This is a genomic window from Flavobacterium procerum, assembly GCF_042431625.1.
GTDB classification, from domain to species: Bacteria; Bacteroidota; Bacteroidia; order Flavobacteriales; family Flavobacteriaceae; genus Flavobacterium; species Flavobacterium procerum.
This window is the reverse complement of sequence record NZ_JBHLYW010000001.1, coordinates 114,017-129,815: the sequence shown is the minus strand read 5'-3', so window position 1 is coordinate 129,815 and position 15,799 is coordinate 114,017. Positions and strand designations below refer to the sequence as shown.

Below are 15,799 nucleotides of genomic sequence, written 5' to 3'. Positions count from 1 at the left end.
GTTATGCGTTATTTTTGGTAATAATTATGCTGTGATAAAACATAATCATCAAAGTTCTTAAAAATATAAAAATAGATTCACAATTAGTCCTTAAAATTAGGTCATTGGTCGAAGTTTTAACCATTCTTTAACATCTTACTTATCAAAAAATAGTCAATTTGCACTCTCAAAAATTAGGCGTTAAAATCAAGGTTTTAAAAATATTTATATGGAAGAAAATACAACGACTTTAGACATTAGAGCGATAAATGAAAAAATTGAAAGAGAAAGTGCTTTTATAGACCTTCTTACAATGGAAATGAACAAAGTTATTGTGGGTCAGAAACATATGGTCGAGCGTCTATTAATCGGATTACTTGGACAAGGGCATATTTTACTGGAAGGAGTTCCTGGTTTGGCAAAAACTTTAGCCATCAATACGCTTTCTCAAGCAGTTCAGGGTTCTTTCAGCCGTATCCAGTTTACTCCGGATTTATTACCTGCCGATGTTATCGGAACCATGATTTACAACATTAAAGCAAACGAATTCTCAATTAAAAAAGGACCAATTTTCGCCAATTTCGTACTTGCCGATGAGATTAACCGTGCTCCAGCAAAAGTGCAGTCAGCATTATTGGAGGCGATGCAGGAAAAACAAGTTACAATTGGTGACACTACTTTCAAGTTAGATCGCCCATTTTTAGTATTAGCAACTCAAAACCCTGTGGAGCAAGAAGGTACTTATCAATTACCAGAAGCACAGGTTGACCGTTTCATGCTAAAAACGGTAATTGATTATCCAAAAATTGATGAAGAGCGTTTTGTAATTCGTCAGAACTTAAAAGGAACTTACGAAAAAGTAAATCCTGTAGTTTCTGTAGATCAGATTTTACGTGCGCAGGAAGCGGTTCGTGAAGTTTATATGGATGAAAAAATCGAGAAATATATCTTGGATATCATTTTTGCTACTCGTTATCCAGAAAAATACAAATTAGCCGATTTAAAACCGCTTATCAGTTTTGGAGCTTCTCCTCGTGGAAGTATCAACTTGGCTAATGCTGCAAAATGTTATGCTTTCATCAAACGTCGTGGTTATGTAATTCCAGAAGACGTTCGTGCCGTTGTTCACGATGTTTTACGTCACAGAGTTGGAATCACTTACGAAGCAGAAGCAGAAAACATTACTTCTGTAGACATTATCAACAAAATCGTTAACGAGATTGAGGTACCTTAAAAATTTGTTTCAGGTTTCAGGTTTCAAGTTGTTGCAAGGCAAACTTGAAACTTTTAAACTTTAAACTTTAAACAAATAGAATGGATACAAAAGAGCTTTTAAAAAAAGTACGGAAAATAGAAATCAAAACCAAAAGACTGAGCAATCATATCTTTTCGGGAGAATACCACTCTTCATTTAAAGGACGAGGAATGACGTTTAGCGAGGTACGTCAATACCAATACGGAGATGATATTCGTAATATCGATTGGAATGTAACCGCACGCTACAACGAAGCTCACGTTAAAGTATTTGAAGAAGAACGCGAATTGACCATGGTTTTAATGGTCGATATTTCGGGTTCGGAATCTTTTGGTTCTAAAAATCAATTCAAGAAAGACATCGTAACCGAAATTGCGGCAACGATGGCTTTTTCGGCTACACAGAATAATGACAAAATTGGATTGATCTTATTTTCTGATACAGTAGAATTATATATTCCGCCCAAAAAAGGACGTTCGCATGTGCTTCGCATCATTCGTGAATTAATCGAATTTGAGCCAAAAAGTCATAAAACTGATATTGCACAAGCTCTGAAGTTTTTGTCGGGAACCCAGAAAAAGAAAGCGATCATTTTTATGATTTCCGATTTTATGGCTGATGCTTACGAGCATACTTTAAAAATCGCTTCAAAAAAACATGATATTACGGGAGTTCGCGTGTACGATATCCGTGAAGAAAGAATTCCAAATCTAGGAATGGTACCGATGATGGATGCCGAAACAGGGAATATTCAATTGGTTGATACAGGTTCAAAAGCAGTTCGTATGAATTATGAGAAGCATTATCAGGAAAAATTGAACTACTTTAAAGATACTTTCCGTAAATCTGGAGCAGGAATTGTCAACACTAGAGTTGATGAGAATTACGTTACTAAACTATTAGGTTATTTTAAATCAAGATAAAACAATTGCAGATTTTAGACTTTAGATTATTTCAAATTAAAAAGATAAATTCTGCAAAAATTAAAAAATACAAATTCGCTTAAATCTGCTTCATTACAATCTTTTTTAAGCTTTCATTTTAGACTAAAATCTGAAATCCAAATCAAATGAAATTTAAACTTTATATATTTTTATTTCTCTTTTCTACTCTAATTTTTGCACAGCAGAAACCAGTAGAAACAAGCATTGATACCACAAAAAACAAAATTGGTGCAGAGTTTAAACTAACACTAAAAACGGTTGTGACTTCAACATCAAAAGTTGAATTTCCCAAGCTAAAAAATATCGGTGCTTTAGAAGTAATTCAATCTTATCCGATTGACACCGTTAAGAAAGATGCGACTAATTACGAGCTTATCAAAAAATACGGTTTAACTCAGTTTGATTCTGGAAAATACGTAATTCCGAGTATAAAGATTTTGATTGACAAAAAACCTTTCTTTTCTGATTCTATCAAAGTTGAAGTTGCCAATGTAAAAGTGGATACTTTACAGCAAAAAATGTATGACATCAAAGACATTGCCTCAGTTGACCAAGGAATGGGAACTTGGTGGATTTATGTTTTGATTACTGTAGTTATTATCGGAATTGGCGTTTTTGTTTATTGGTATGTTAAAAAACGTCAGCTCAAAAAGATTGAAGAAGAAGTTTATAAAACACCTATCGAAAAAGCGACCAGTTTATTAAATAACTTGGAGAAAAAAGAATTGGTCCAAAAAGGTGAAATCAAAGAATACTATAGTGAATTAACGGATATTGCTCGAAACTATATTGAAGAAGCTATTCAGATTCCAGCAATGGAAAGCACGACTTCAGAATTAATTGAAGGAATCAGAACAGCTTCGACCAAGAAAAAAATGGTGCTGACACCAGAAACGGTCGAAAATCTGGAACGAGTGTTGCGTCAGGCCGATTTAGTAAAATTTGCGAAATCGAAACCGCTTGATTTTGAAATTACTGAAGACAGAAACAAAATTCAGAAAGTAATTTTAACGTTGGACAATGCGATTCCAACAGAAGCTCCTGAAGATATTGAAGATCAATTATTGAATGAAGCGCAGAGACAAAAACAAATTAAGGCACAGCTTCTCAAAAAACGAAATGCACGAATTGGGTATTCTGTTGCTGCCGTAATTTTATTGTTGTTTGTAACTACCACTTATTTTGTAGTTACCAAAGGCTTTAATTATGTAAAAGATAATCTTATTGGCCATCCTTCTAAGGAATTATTAGAAGGAGAATGGGTAAAAAGCGAATACGGAAATCCAGGTATTCTGATTGAAACTCCAAAAGTTTTAAAAAGAATGGATACCGAAAAAGTGCTTCCAAAAGAAGCTATGGCACTTATCAAAGAAATGCAGCTTTTTACCTACGGAAGTTTGATTGACAATTTCTACGTGGCAGTTTCGACTAGTAAGTTCAAAACACCAACAGAGATTGATTTGTCTAAAGCATTAGAAGGTTCTCTAAAAATAATAGAAGTTCAAGGCGCACAGAATATTATTGTAAAACAAGAAGATTTTCAGACCAACGAAGGCATTCAGGGAATAAAAGGATATGGAACGATGTCAATCCTGAATCCAACGACCAAAACCAGCATGAAAGCGTATTATGAAATCCTTCTTTTTAAACAAGAACAAGGATTACAGCAGATTATAATTTTGCATGAAGAAGGTGATAAATATGCAAACGACATTACAACCAGAATTCTAAATTCTGTAGAACTTAAAAAAGCGACTAACTAATGGATAAACTAACTTTTTTAAATCCAGAATTCTTTTGGTTGTTTCTTTTGATTCCAATTGTAGGAGGATGGTTTTTCTGGAAAAGAAACCAACAATCGGCAACGTTGAAAATGAGTTCTACGGCAGGATTTTCAAACAGTCCGTCTTTGCTCGCTAAGCTAAAACCTGCTTTATATGTTTTTAGGGTTCTCGCATTAAGTTCATTAATTATAGCACTGACAAGACCAAGAACCGTAGACATCAGTAATCAGACTAAAACAACGAAAGGAATTGATATTGTAATGGCAATTGACGTTTCGGGAAGTATGCTGGCAAGAGATTTAAAGCCAAACCGAATGGAGGCTCTAAAAAGAGTAGCCGCAGACTTTGTTGGAGAAAGACCAAATGACCGAATCGGACTTGTTTTGTATGCTTCTGAAGCTTATACAAAAACTCCGGTTACCAGCGACAAACCCATACTTCTTGAAGCGATTAAAGAAATTAAATACGACAACGTGCTGCAGGACGGAACCGGAATCGGAATGGGACTTGCAACGGCCGTAAATCGCTTAAAAGACAGTAAAGCAAAAAGCCGCGTTATTATATTATTGACAGATGGTGTAAACAATGCAGGATTTATAGAGCCTGAAACCGCTGCAGATATTGCAAAACAATACGGAATAAAAGTATATACAATTGGTCTAGGAACAAACGGTATGGCATCATCTCCATACGCCTACGCACCAAACGGAACCTTAATGTTTAAAATGCAAAAGGTAGAAATTGACGAAAAGTTAATGAAAAGCATTGCCCGTAAAACCGATGGAACTTATTTTAGAGCAACAAGCAACGATAAATTAGCCGAAATCTATAACGCAATCAACAAACTTGAAACAACCGAAATCCAAGAATTAAAATTCTACGATTACGATGAGAAATTCAGAATTTTTGTAGTCTTTGCACTGTTTTTAATAGTGCTTGAAGTTGGTTTAAGAAATACCGTTTACAGAAGCTTCATTTAATTTTGAAAAAATAAAAAATTCCAATCATAAGTTCCAAATAACAAATTGGAATTTGGAATTTTTAAAATTGGAATTTAAAACATTTATGGAATTAGACGAAAAAAAATATTTATATCTATTAATACTTATCCCAATCGTGGTGTGTATTTTTCTTTTTAATATGTATTGGAAAAGAAAAAAACAGCGCGAATTTGGTGATTTGGAAATGGTGAAAAGGCTAAGTCCAGAAAAATCAGTTTTCAAACCGGTTTTAAAAATAACTGTTCTTCTTCTTGCAATTCTATGTCTGATAATCGGACTCGTAAATCCGAAGATTGGAACCAAAATGGAAACCGTAAAAAGAGAAGGTATTGATATCGTTTTTGCAGTCGATGTTTCAAAAAGTATGCTAGCCGAAGATGTGGCGCCGAGCCGTCTTCAGAAAAGTAAACAATTGGTTTCGCAAATCATCAATAATCTTGGAAGCGACCGTATTGGTATTGTAGCATATGCAGGAAGCGCTTTTCCGGTATTGCCGATTACATCAGATTACGGTGTTGCCAAAATGTATTTACAGAACATGAGTCCAGATATGGTTTCGTCTCAGGGGACTTCACTTGACGAAGCGATTCGTTTATCGGCAAAATATTTTGATGAAAAGAGCAAAACCAGCAAATTATTAATTCTAATTTCTGACGGAGAAGACCATTCTGAAGGAGCCGTAGCAGCAGCCGAAGAAGCCAACAAACTAGGAATGAGAATTATTACAATTGGTGTTGGTACAGAAAAAGGAGGCACGATTCCGTTGCGAGAAAACGGCGTTATCAGAAGCTATCAAAAAGACCAAAACGGAGAAACCGTAACAACCAAACTTAATCAAGAAGGATTAAAAACAATTGCAAAAGGAGATTACGTTTATGGCGGCAGTACAAAAGAAGTTTTGGAATACATCAAAAATGCTTTAAATAAAATTCAGAAAACTGAATTCGAAGCTACGCAGATGGCAGAATTTCAATCGCAGTTTCAATGGTTTATAGGATTTGCTTTTTTATTATTGTTTGCAGATGTTTTCCTTTTAGAAAGAAAAACAAATTGGATAAAAGAGTTGAATTTATTTAACGAAAAAAAATAAAAGTTACCGCTAATTACACGAATTTGCACGAAAGAAAACATTAAGTGTTTTGGCTTGTGAGATAAAAATATGAAAGCAATCTAATTAGTGATAATTGGTGCCATTCGTGGCAAATAAAAAAACAAAAAACAGAATGAAAAATTTACTTCTTTATATTTTACTCCTATTTTCTTTTGCTGTTACGGCTCAGAAAAAAGATAAATCACTGCCTGCGGCAAATGAAGAATATAAGCAGAATAAATTTGTTGATGCCGAAGCCAACTATAGAATTTCGGAATCACAATTTCCTAGCCGTTCTACAGCTCCGTATAATTTAGGAAATACAATCTACAGACAAAATCAGATTTCTGAAGCCAAATACGCTTACGCGAAAGCGATAAAAAATGCCAAAACAAGACCAGAAAAACACAAAGCTTTCCATAATCTTGGAAATGTCTTGATGAAAGAGAAAAATTATACTCAGGCCGTTGAAGCTTATAAAGAAGCATTGCGCAACGACCCAACCGACGATGAAACGCGTTACAACTATGCTTACGCAAAACAGAAACTAAAAGAAAATCCTCCGAAAAACGACCAAAATAAGGACAAAAACAAAGACAAGGATAAGGATCAAAATAAAGATAAAGACAAAAACAAGGATAAAAATAAAGATCAGGACAAAGACAAAAAGGACGACCAAGGAGACAAAGACAAGGATAAAAAAGACGGTAAAAACGACCCTAAAAAAGATGACAAGTCTGATAACAAAGGAGAGCCAAAACCACAGCCTGGCGGAATCTCAAAAGAACGTGTTCAGAATTTACTAGATGCAGTAAATAATGAAGAAAAGAAAATTCAAGACAAGGTAAACGCTCAGAAAGTAAAAGGCAGTCCGAAGAAAGCAGAAAAAGACTGGTAAAATAATAAGTCCCTTTTAAACGTTAAATTATTATTTTAGCGCTCTTTTTGAAACTAAATCACATTATAAAAACAGTTAACAATACTGCATAAAACAAGTAATGAAAAGATACTTAATTCTATTACTATTCACTTTTCAGGGACTCATGGCTCAAGTACAATTTGAAGCCAGAGTCAGCAAAAATACGCTTGGTGTAAACGAAAGACTTCGAATCGATTTTATCATGAACGTTGACGGAGATAACTTCGACCAGCCAAATTTTGAAGGATTTCACGTTGTTGCAGGTCCAAGCCAGCAAATCAGCCAGTCGTGGATAAACGGAAGAAGTTCGTTTCAAAAAATATATTCTTATATTTTACAACCAGACAAAAAAGGCTCTCTTACAATCAAACAGGCTGCAATAGAATACAGTGGACAGATCTACAAAACTGCTCCGATAAAAGTGACCGTTACTAATGCCGTTGCGCAAGAAAGAGATCCAAATGATAGACCTCAGGGTGGCAATGGAAGCGAATTGTTGCAATTGGTTGCAGAAACTTCTAAAACAAATCCGTATGTAAATGAGCCAATGACAGTAGTTTACAAATTGTATTTTAACGGAATTAATGTTACGGGTTTTAAAGAACTCGCAAAACCTAAGTACAATGATTTTTGGAATCAGAATATCGACATCAAACAATTATCGCTTGAAGAAGGAAGTTATCAAGGGCAAAGATGTTATTATGTAGTCCTTAAAAAAACCATACTGTATCCACAGAAATCGGGCAAATTGACACTAGAACCGCTTTCACTCGATATTGGTGTTCAAATGCCAACAAATCGTCGCGATATGTTTGGCCAGATGATTCTTTCCGAAGACAACAGAGTCGTTTCGGCAGGGGCAAAAACCATAAATGTAAGACCGCTTCCTGAAAGCGGCAAACCAGAAGGTTTTACTGGCGCAGTTGGTAAATTCAACTTTGTGGTGACTCCATCTAAGACTACTCTAAAAAATGGAGAAAGTCTGGATTTAATTGTAAGCGCACAGGGAACTGGAAATATGAAATTGTTTACACTTCCAAAACCTGTTGTTCCAAATGCATTGGAAATGTATGATCCTGTACACGATGAGCAGGTTACTACTTCGCTTGCTGGAATGGCTGGAAGAATTTCAGACAAATACACCATAATTCCGCAATACAAAGGGAAATATGCGATTAAGCCAATGCAGTTTTCATACTTTGATTTAAGTTCTGGTTCTTATAAAACCATTACTTCTAAAGAAATTATGATTGATGTTCTTGACGGACCAACGTTGGCAGAAGCTAATCCATCGACAGCATCTAAAAATGTGATTACAAAAACGGATCAGTTTAAATACATCAAAACCAAAACTACTTTGGTAAGTATTGCTAAGAATGATTTTTACGGTTCAGATTTGTATTTAGGTTTAATATTCGCTCCTTTTATAATCATTCCGTTGATTATTCTGGCTAAGAAGAAAAAAGAAGCTCTTGACAGTGATGTAACCGGAAACAGAATTAGAATGAACAATAAACTGGCGAAAAAATACTTGTCTCAGGCCAAAAAACATCTGAACAACAAAGAGCCATTTTATATCGCGCTGGAAAAAGCAATGCATAATTTCTTAAAAGCAAAACTGCATATCGAAACTTCTGAAATGAGTAAAGATAATATCAGAGAATTGCTGTTATCAAGAAATGCCACTCCAGAAACGGTTCAGAATTTTATCAATTTAACAGAAAACTGCGAATTTGCGAGATACGCACCAGCATCGAGTGCGTCGATTCAGCAAGATTACGACAAAGCTGTTTTGATTATTTCTGAACTTGAAAAGCAGATTGTTTAGTTTTTTTAACCGCAATCCTGATAGCTATTGGGAGTCCAAAAAATTGATTTAGATTATGTCGAATTTAAGTCCGCAAAGTTGAAGATCTTATTACAATATTTTAGAAAAATGAAAAATATACTTTATCTCTTTTTATTAATCTCTCAGGTTTTCTTTGCGCAAGGGCGTTTTGAATCGGCTAATGCATTATACCAAAAGGGAAAATATGAGGAAGCTGTTCAGGTATATGAAAATATCATCAAGGAAGACAAACTAGAATCGGCTGAATTGTATTTTAATCTTGCAAACAGTTATTATAAACTCAATAAAGTCGCTCCTTCAATTTACAATTACGAAAAGGCTTTGGTCTTAAAGCCAAACGATTCAGAGACTTTAAACAATCTGAAATTTGCCAAAAAGCTCACAATAGACGAAATTAAGGAAGTTCCAAAAGTGGGATTTGCAAAACTCATTCAGAACTTTACTTCTATTTATGATTATAATACTTGGGCAAAGATTTCAGTCGGAATCGCTTTTGTTTTTTTATTGGCTTTTATTGGTTATTATTTTTCACAGTTGACACTTCTAAAAAGGATTTATTTTATCGGAATGTTTATACTTCTGATTGCCTTAGTTCTAACTGTTTCTGCTGGAATGTCTGAAAAAAGTCATTTTGATAACGATCGCCCTGCAATTGTGTTTTCTGAAATGAGCGAAGTAAGAAGCGAACCGCAAAAAGCGGGATCTGCGGTAATATTACTTCATGAAGGAGCAAAAGTTTATGTTTTAGAAACAGTAGGAAGCTGGAAAAAAATCGAACTAACAGACGGAACCGAAGGATGGATTGATTCTTCAACTATCAAAGAAGTAAAATAAATTTTAAAATACTCACAATTTAAAAATCCCAAATTCCAATCTCTACTTTGGAATTTGGGATTTTAAATTGTTTGAAATTTGCTTTTTAATTTACTGCATCAACCAATCGTACAAACTCTGCTCTGTAACCTTCATCATCATTTTGCAAACCGGATTTTGCCAGTTTTTTAATCTCTGAACTTGAAGTATTGGCAATGTATTTTGAGTCACGTAATTTTAATCCGAACCAGGAAACAGCAGTTGCAAATTTGAAATCTGGAGAGCTGTTTTCCAGACTCATTTTCCTATCTGCTATTACATTTACTATTTCAATACTTTTATCGCCATCAGGTTTTTTATATCTAAATTTCACTGTAGCCAATTCATCACTATGATTTTCAGACACTTTCTGTATTTTGGTATATTTTAAGTCAGACGGAACGTAATCACTCTCAACACCTGCTGGAATAATTTCATATAAGGCGGTAACCGAATGTCCGCTTCCTAATTCTCCCGCATCAATTTTATCATTTTTAAAATCTTCTGCATTTAGTTTTCGGTTTTCATAACCAATCAATCGATACGCCTGAACATGATTCGGATTAAACTCGATTTGAATTTTTACATCTTTCGCTATAGCGAACATCGACCCTTTAAATTCTTTTCCAAGAAAACGATTTGCCTCCTGAATATTGTCGATATACGCATAATTTCCGTTTCCTTTATCGGCTAGAATTTCCATTTTAGAATCTTTATAATTTCCCATTCCGAATCCTAAAACGGTTAAGAAAACACCCGATTCTCTTTTTTGTTCAATCAATTTCAGCATATCATCATCGGTAGAAGCGCCAACATTAAAATCACCATCAGTAGCTATCACGACTCTGTTATTTCCTCCTTTAATGAAATTTTCCTGTGCCAATTTATAAGCCAGTTCAATTCCTTCTCCCCCCGCTGTGCTTCCACCTGCGTGTAGCTCATCAAAGGCGTCCATGATTTCGTCTTTGTTTTCTCCAGACGTTGGTTCCAAAACGACGCCAGCCGAACCTGCATAAACCACAATCGAAACTCTGTCGGTACTGCGAAGTTCTTTCACTAAGATTTTCATCGATTCTTTTAACAATGGCAATTTGTTTGGTTCATCCATAGAACCCGAAACGTCTACTAAAAAAACCAGATTAGTAGTTGGCAAATTTTCCATCGGAACATCTTTTCCTTGAAGACCAATTTTTAGCAGTCGGCTGTTTTTATTCCAAGGACAATCACTGTATTCTGTGTGAATTGCAAATGGATGCTGACCGTCTGGCTGTGGATATTTGTATTTGAAAAAATTGATCATTTCTTCAACACGAACAGCATCTTTTGGCACTTTTTGTCCTTCGTTAATAAATCGGCGAATATTGGTGTAAGATGCATTATCAACATCTATAGAAAAAGTTGAAAGTGGTGTTTTAAGCGGCGATTCAAACGGATTTTCTTCTAGTCCTGCATAGCTTTCTGTGTTGGGTTCGGGAATATATTCTTCGCCTAAAACTGAATCAGTTGTTGCTACTGCAATTTCACTTGCATCTGCGTTATCTTCTGCAGCATAATCAACTTTCTTACAGCTGAAAATAGTAAGTACGAGGAATGCCATCATAAAGAAATTAAAATTTCTCATAAAGTAATTTTTTAAAGATTAGTAAATAAATTTTGGTTTCAAATAAGGACTAGCATTCCGGATGTACTAGAGACGATTATTTGCAATTTTCGAGTATGCAAAATCGTGCCAAAAAATTTAAAATTATTTTTCTTACGAGAAAATAATTTTAGAAACCTTGATTTTTAAGGGAATTATGCGCGATTTTTTTGCCACAGAGTAAAAGAAAGTGGTTAAACTTTGGCAAAAAGTTGCTAAAAAAGAGCGAGATGGAATTATTGCAAAATTTCAATTTTAGTTTTTTCACAAAATGCTAAAAATATAGCCCGTGGTTTCAACCACGGGAAACGTTACAAATAATCTTAATCATACATTGTGTTCCCGTGGTTGAAACCACGGGCTATATTTGAATATTAGGATAGGATTTTTATTAGACTTTGAAAAGAGTTAGATAAAATTAAAATGGAATAATCTTTTAAAATCCTTTAATCTGTGGCAAAAAATATTTTGTAAAATTAAAACTGATAAATTTTCTCAGGTGTAACACAAAAATTCAGTTTGATATCCGATTCAAAAACATCTTCAATCTGGTTTACGGGTTCAAAAAATGAAAGTCCGATTTTGATGGTTTCCGGTTTGCATTCGGCAAGGAATTTATCGTAAAAACCTTTTCCGTAGCCAATTCGGTTTCCAGAATCATCATAAGCCAAAAGCGGTACAAAAACAACTTCAATTTTAGAAGAAGGCACTTCGATTCCGTCAACAGGTTCAGGAATATTGTATTCGTTCTTTTTAATTTTAGTATTATCCGTTAAGAGAAAATGAGTCATTTTTCTGGATTCGAAATCACTTTTAGAAATCAGAATTTCTTTGTCTTTTCCAGAAAGCAAGTGCAGGACAAATTCGGTATTTATTTCTTTATGTTCTTCAATTGGGAGAAAAACATGGTAATAATTTTTATCCCAAATTGGCATTTGGATCAATTGGTTTGCAATAGCCAAACTTTTTTCTTCTATTTCATCAAAAGAAAGTGCTTTACGTAAATTTTTATATTGGATTCGAAGTTCTTTTTTATTCGTCGACATCGTCTGGATTTTTAGATAAATGATAAATGGCATCGCCTTCATACACAATCGGAGAATGATTGGCGTTGATTACATAACCGTCATGAGGCGCTTTTATTTTTTGCTCAAACTTTCCAAAAGGATCGGTTATAATTGCCAAGATAGTTCCTTTGGTTACAAATTTCCCAATCAGATTAAAATCGTGTAGCAAACCCGAACATTTCGCACGAAGCCAAACCGAATGTTTGATATAGATTGACGGAGTAAGCGCACGTTCGACAATTTGATTTGAATCAAGCATTTCTAAATAATGAAGCAAACGTTTGGTTCCTAAGATACCTTGATTTGCAATTTCGTTGTTGATATCCAACGATTTTCCGCCTTCAAAAAGAAGCATTTTGACGTTTGCATTTTCAGACGTTTTTCTAAAAGAGCCGTTTATATTTTTAGAATACAAAGTAAAAGGCGCATTAAAAACATCTGCCAGAACTTTCAGATCAGGATTGTTTTCAGTGATTCTAATTTGCGGCGCATTGAAACGACTCGCTCCGCCCGCATGAAAATCGACTGCATAATCTAAAATCGGCAGAATCTCTTCGACTATATGATAGGCAAATCGGCTAGCCAACGAACCTTTTTTGCTTCCTGGAAAAACGCGGTTTAAGTCTCGACCATCAGGAAACTCACGAGATTTATTCACAAAACCATACATATTGATGACGGGAATACAGATGATTGTGCCACGTGCAGGCCTATTAATTTTTTTACTGATAATCTGACGAACAATTTCGACGCCATTTATTTCATCTCCGTGAATTCCGGCCGAAAATAAAACTGTTGGGCCTTCATGTTTAGAACGACGCACAATTACAGGAATATTGAGTTTGGTCGTAGTATGCAGACGGGCAATTTCGACATTGATGGTTCTATGTTCTCCTGGCAGAATCGACTCTCCAAAAATAACAAGGGGGCTACTATTTTTCATCTGGAATTATAAAATCTAAATATAGAAATTATTCTTTTGATTTTGTAAATTTGAAACTAAATCAACGTTAAGCTTTATTTCAAAATCGGAATGGTTTTTGAAACAAGCTTTCAGATCACTCCAGAAACTAAACAGAATGCAAAAACCGGCCTTAGATCTTCAAATTTTAACCTTGCCAGACAATCCAGGGGTTTATCAATATTATGATAAAGACGGAAAAATCTTGTATGTTGGCAAAGCAAAAAATTTAAAAAAAAGGGTCTCCTCCTATTTCAATAAAATTCACGATACAGCCAAGACCAATGTTCTGGTCAAAAAAATCGTAACCATAAAACACATCGTTGTTCCAACCGAAACCGATGCGCTCTTACTAGAAAACAACCTAATCAAAACTTTACAGCCGCGATACAATGTCTTGTTGCGCGATGACAAAACCTATCCGTGGATCTGTATTAAAAAAGAACCTTTTTCGAGAATCTTCTTAACCCGAAGAATGGTAAAAGACGGCTCTGAATATTTTGGCCCGTACACCAATTTCAAAATGGTGCATACTATTTTAGATTTGATCAAAGAATTGTATCCGCTTAGAACTTGCAATTACGATTTGAGTCAATCCAATATTAATTCAGGAAAATTTAAAGTTTGTCTGGAATATCATATTGGCAATTGCAAAGGCCCGTGCGAAGGTCTGGAACCTTTAGAAGAATACCAAAGACAGGTCAACGCCATCCGCGAAATCCTAAAAGGGAATTTTAAAGAAAGTTTAAAGGATTTCAGAAAACTGATGAATACTTATGCGCAGAATCTTCAGTTTGAAGAAGCTCAGAAAATCAAAGAAAAAATTGATATTCTGGAGAATTATCAGTCCAAATCGACCATCATCAATCCAAAAATAACTAATATTGACGTTTTCTCGATTGTTTCTGACGAAAGCGCCGCGTATGTTAACTTTCTGCAGATTTCTCACGGTTCAATTATTCGTTCTCATACTTTAGACATGAAGAAAAAACTGGACGAATCTGACGAAGAATTACTGGAACTCGCTATTATTGAACTTCGTGAACGTTTTCAATTATTATCCAAAGAAATCATCGTTCCGTTTGAGATAGATTTAGGAGAAAATATCAAAACCACTGTTCCCCAGCTTGGTGATAAAAAACAGATTTTAGATTTATCGATTCGAAATGCCAAATTTTATCGTATCGAACAATTGAAGCAATTACAAATTGTAGATCCTGATCGTCATGTTAAACGAATTATGGCACAGATGCAGAAAGATTTACGTCTTCCTTCTGAGCCAAGGCATATAGAATGTTTTGATAACTCGAACATTCAGGGAACCAATCCGGTTGCGGCTTGCGTAGTTTTTAAAGACGGAAAACCGAGCAAAAAAGATTACCGCCATTTTAATGTAAAAACCGTTGAAGGTCCGAACGACTTTGCTTCGATGACCGAAATTGTGTACCGTCGTTACAAGAGATTATTAGACGAAAACGAACCGTTACCGCAATTAATTATTATTGACGGTGGAAAAGGACAGCTTTCGGCAGCCTTAAAAAGTATTGACGATTTAGGATTACGCGGAAAAGTTGCCATTATCGGAATTGCAAAACGTTTGGAAGAATTGTTTTATCCAGGCGATTCGATCCCCCTTTATTTAGACAAAAAATCAGAAACTCTAAAAGTAATCCAGCATCTGCGAAACGAAGCACACCGATTCGGAATCACTTTTCATCGTGACAAACGAAGCAAATCGGCGCTCAATTCTTCTGTAGAAAGCATTCCCGGAATCGGAGAAAAAACAATGCTCTCACTGATTCAGCATTTCAAAAGTGTCAAAAGATTAAAATTGGCAACCGAAAAAGAAATTTCAGAAGTTGTAGGAGTTTCTAAAGCCAAAAAAATAGTAAATTTTTATCACAATAATCAGTCACAAGAATGAAAATAGCTGTATGGAACATTCTTATATTATTTGCGGTAAACTGTTTTGGCCAAAACAATGTTGAATTTTATCAAAAAGATAAAACCAAAATAAGACTAAAACTGCTTGTTGATTCAGAAAAATTAGAAGTATACACTTCCAAGAATAACAAATCACAGGTTTTACACAACATCGAAATTTCGACTTCGATTACGGACAACCGTACAAATATTGAAGTAGAAGATTATAACTTTGACGGCTATAAAGATTTCAGCGTGTATCATACAGATGACGGAATGGGAGTTTACACAGTTTATCAAATCTTTATTTACAACCCGGCAACCGCTCAGTTTAAAGAAGTAAAAATGCCTTCAGACTCTGCTGCTAAATGTGGCGAATTTTCTGATGTCGAAATAAATAAAAAGAATAAAACATTTGAATCCACCTGTAGAGGTGCTGCACAATGGCACACCGACAAATGGAAATTTAATAAAAACAATAAGTTGGTATTATTGAAAAACTAAAGTGATTTAATCCAAAATCGAAATAGTTAAGT

General features: G+C 34.9%; 13 protein-coding genes. 10 read left to right on the top strand and 3 right to left on the bottom strand.

The window, feature by feature from the left end; genetic code table 11:
- Positions 1 to 208 precede the first annotated feature (208 nt).
- The 8 genes from ACFFLS_RS00515 (at position 209) to ACFFLS_RS00480 (ending at position 9,655) form a co-directional block, all read left to right on the top strand.
- On the top strand, positions 209 to 1,213 hold the full coding sequence (locus ACFFLS_RS00515) for an AAA family ATPase (RefSeq protein ID WP_026728274.1): 1,005 nt from the start codon (positions 209 to 211) through the stop codon (positions 1,211 to 1,213).
- A gap of 80 nt (positions 1,214 to 1,293) precedes the next feature.
- Positions 1,294 to 2,157 (top strand): DUF58 domain-containing protein, encoded by an 864-nt coding sequence (locus tag ACFFLS_RS00510; RefSeq protein WP_379683832.1) that lies wholly within the window; start codon positions 1,294 to 1,296, stop codon positions 2,155 to 2,157.
- 146 nt (positions 2,158 to 2,303) lie between these two features.
- Positions 2,304 to 3,941: a hypothetical protein gene (locus tag ACFFLS_RS00505; RefSeq protein ID WP_379683833.1), complete on the top strand. Its 1,638-nt coding sequence runs from the start codon at positions 2,304 to 2,306 to the stop codon at positions 3,939 to 3,941.
- The gene (locus tag ACFFLS_RS00500) at positions 3,941 to 4,942 is read left to right on the top strand and encodes a vWA domain-containing protein (RefSeq protein ID WP_379683834.1); all 1,002 of its coding nucleotides are present in this window, start codon (positions 3,941 to 3,943) and stop codon (positions 4,940 to 4,942) included. The genes ACFFLS_RS00505 and ACFFLS_RS00500 overlap by 1 nt, the downstream gene beginning before the upstream one ends.
- An 85-nt stretch (positions 4,943 to 5,027) precedes the next feature.
- Entirely contained in the window at positions 5,028 to 6,053 is a 1,026-nt protein-coding gene (locus tag ACFFLS_RS00495) for a VWA domain-containing protein (RefSeq protein WP_379683835.1), read from the top strand.
- A 133-nt stretch (positions 6,054 to 6,186) separates the two neighbouring features.
- Positions 6,187 to 6,951, top strand: a complete 765-nt coding sequence (locus tag ACFFLS_RS00490; RefSeq protein ID WP_379683836.1) for a tetratricopeptide repeat protein — start codon at positions 6,187 to 6,189, stop codon at positions 6,949 to 6,951.
- 100 nt (positions 6,952 to 7,051) lie between these two features.
- Entirely contained in the window at positions 7,052 to 8,800 is a 1,749-nt protein-coding gene (locus tag ACFFLS_RS00485) for a BatD family protein (RefSeq protein WP_379683837.1), read from the top strand.
- A 108-nt stretch (positions 8,801 to 8,908) separates the two neighbouring features.
- Positions 8,909 to 9,655: a tetratricopeptide repeat protein gene (locus tag ACFFLS_RS00480; RefSeq protein ID WP_379683838.1), complete on the top strand. Its 747-nt coding sequence runs from the start codon at positions 8,909 to 8,911 to the stop codon at positions 9,653 to 9,655.
- Positions 9,656 to 9,740: 85 nt separating this feature from the next.
- Here ACFFLS_RS00480 and ACFFLS_RS00475 read toward each other — a convergent pair whose 3' ends face one another.
- The 3 genes from ACFFLS_RS00475 to ACFFLS_RS00465 form a co-directional block, all read right to left on the bottom strand.
- Positions 9,741 to 11,294 (bottom strand): vWA domain-containing protein, encoded by a 1,554-nt coding sequence (locus ACFFLS_RS00475; protein WP_379683840.1) that lies wholly within the window; start codon positions 11,292 to 11,294, stop codon positions 9,741 to 9,743.
- A gap of 494 nt (positions 11,295 to 11,788) precedes the next feature.
- Entirely contained in the window at positions 11,789 to 12,358 is a 570-nt protein-coding gene (locus ACFFLS_RS00470; RefSeq protein ID WP_379683841.1) for a 5-formyltetrahydrofolate cyclo-ligase, read from the bottom strand.
- Positions 12,345 to 13,322, bottom strand: a complete 978-nt coding sequence (locus ACFFLS_RS00465; protein ID WP_379683842.1) for a succinylglutamate desuccinylase/aspartoacylase family protein — start codon at positions 13,320 to 13,322, stop codon at positions 12,345 to 12,347. The genes ACFFLS_RS00470 and ACFFLS_RS00465 overlap by 14 nt, the downstream gene beginning before the upstream one ends.
- A gap of 136 nt (positions 13,323 to 13,458) precedes the next feature.
- Here ACFFLS_RS00465 and uvrC point away from each other — a divergent pair, with 136 nt between their 5' ends.
- Positions 13,459 to 15,264, top strand: coding sequence for an excinuclease ABC subunit UvrC (gene uvrC / locus ACFFLS_RS00460; protein WP_379683843.1), 1,806 nt, complete (start codon positions 13,459 to 13,461; stop codon positions 15,262 to 15,264).
- Positions 15,261 to 15,767: an XAC2610-related protein gene (locus ACFFLS_RS00455; protein ID WP_379683844.1), complete on the top strand. Its 507-nt coding sequence runs from the start codon at positions 15,261 to 15,263 to the stop codon at positions 15,765 to 15,767. Before uvrC ends, ACFFLS_RS00455 begins: the two co-directional genes overlap by 4 nt.
- The last annotated feature ends 32 nt before the right edge of the window (positions 15,768 to 15,799 follow it).

Excerpts from the sequence above, each read along its gene's own strand:
- ACFFLS_RS00515 (WP_026728274.1), top strand. The coding sequence starts at position 209 with ATGGAAGAAAATACAACGACTTTAGACATTAGAGCGATAAATGAAAAA.
- ACFFLS_RS00510 (WP_379683832.1), top strand. The coding sequence starts at position 1,294 with ATGGATACAAAAGAGCTTTTAAAAAAAGTACGGAAAATAGAAATCAAA.
- ACFFLS_RS00505 (WP_379683833.1), top strand. The coding sequence starts at position 2,304 with ATGAAATTTAAACTTTATATATTTTTATTTCTCTTTTCTACTCTAATT.
- ACFFLS_RS00500 (WP_379683834.1), top strand. The coding sequence starts at position 3,941 with ATGGATAAACTAACTTTTTTAAATCCAGAATTCTTTTGGTTGTTTCTT.
- ACFFLS_RS00495 (WP_379683835.1), top strand. The coding sequence starts at position 5,028 with ATGGAATTAGACGAAAAAAAATATTTATATCTATTAATACTTATCCCA.
- ACFFLS_RS00490 (WP_379683836.1), top strand. The coding sequence starts at position 6,187 with ATGAAAAATTTACTTCTTTATATTTTACTCCTATTTTCTTTTGCTGTT.
- ACFFLS_RS00485 (WP_379683837.1), top strand. The coding sequence starts at position 7,052 with ATGAAAAGATACTTAATTCTATTACTATTCACTTTTCAGGGACTCATG.
- ACFFLS_RS00480 (WP_379683838.1), top strand. The coding sequence starts at position 8,909 with ATGAAAAATATACTTTATCTCTTTTTATTAATCTCTCAGGTTTTCTTT.
- ACFFLS_RS00475 (WP_379683840.1), bottom strand. The coding sequence starts at position 11,294 with ATGAGAAATTTTAATTTCTTTATGATGGCATTCCTCGTACTTACTATT.
- ACFFLS_RS00470 (WP_379683841.1), bottom strand. The coding sequence starts at position 12,358 with ATGTCGACGAATAAAAAAGAACTTCGAATCCAATATAAAAATTTACGT.
- ACFFLS_RS00465 (WP_379683842.1), bottom strand. The coding sequence starts at position 13,322 with ATGAAAAATAGTAGCCCCCTTGTTATTTTTGGAGAGTCGATTCTGCCA.
- uvrC (WP_379683843.1), top strand. The coding sequence starts at position 13,459 with ATGCAAAAACCGGCCTTAGATCTTCAAATTTTAACCTTGCCAGACAAT.
- ACFFLS_RS00455 (WP_379683844.1), top strand. The coding sequence starts at position 15,261 with ATGAAAATAGCTGTATGGAACATTCTTATATTATTTGCGGTAAACTGT.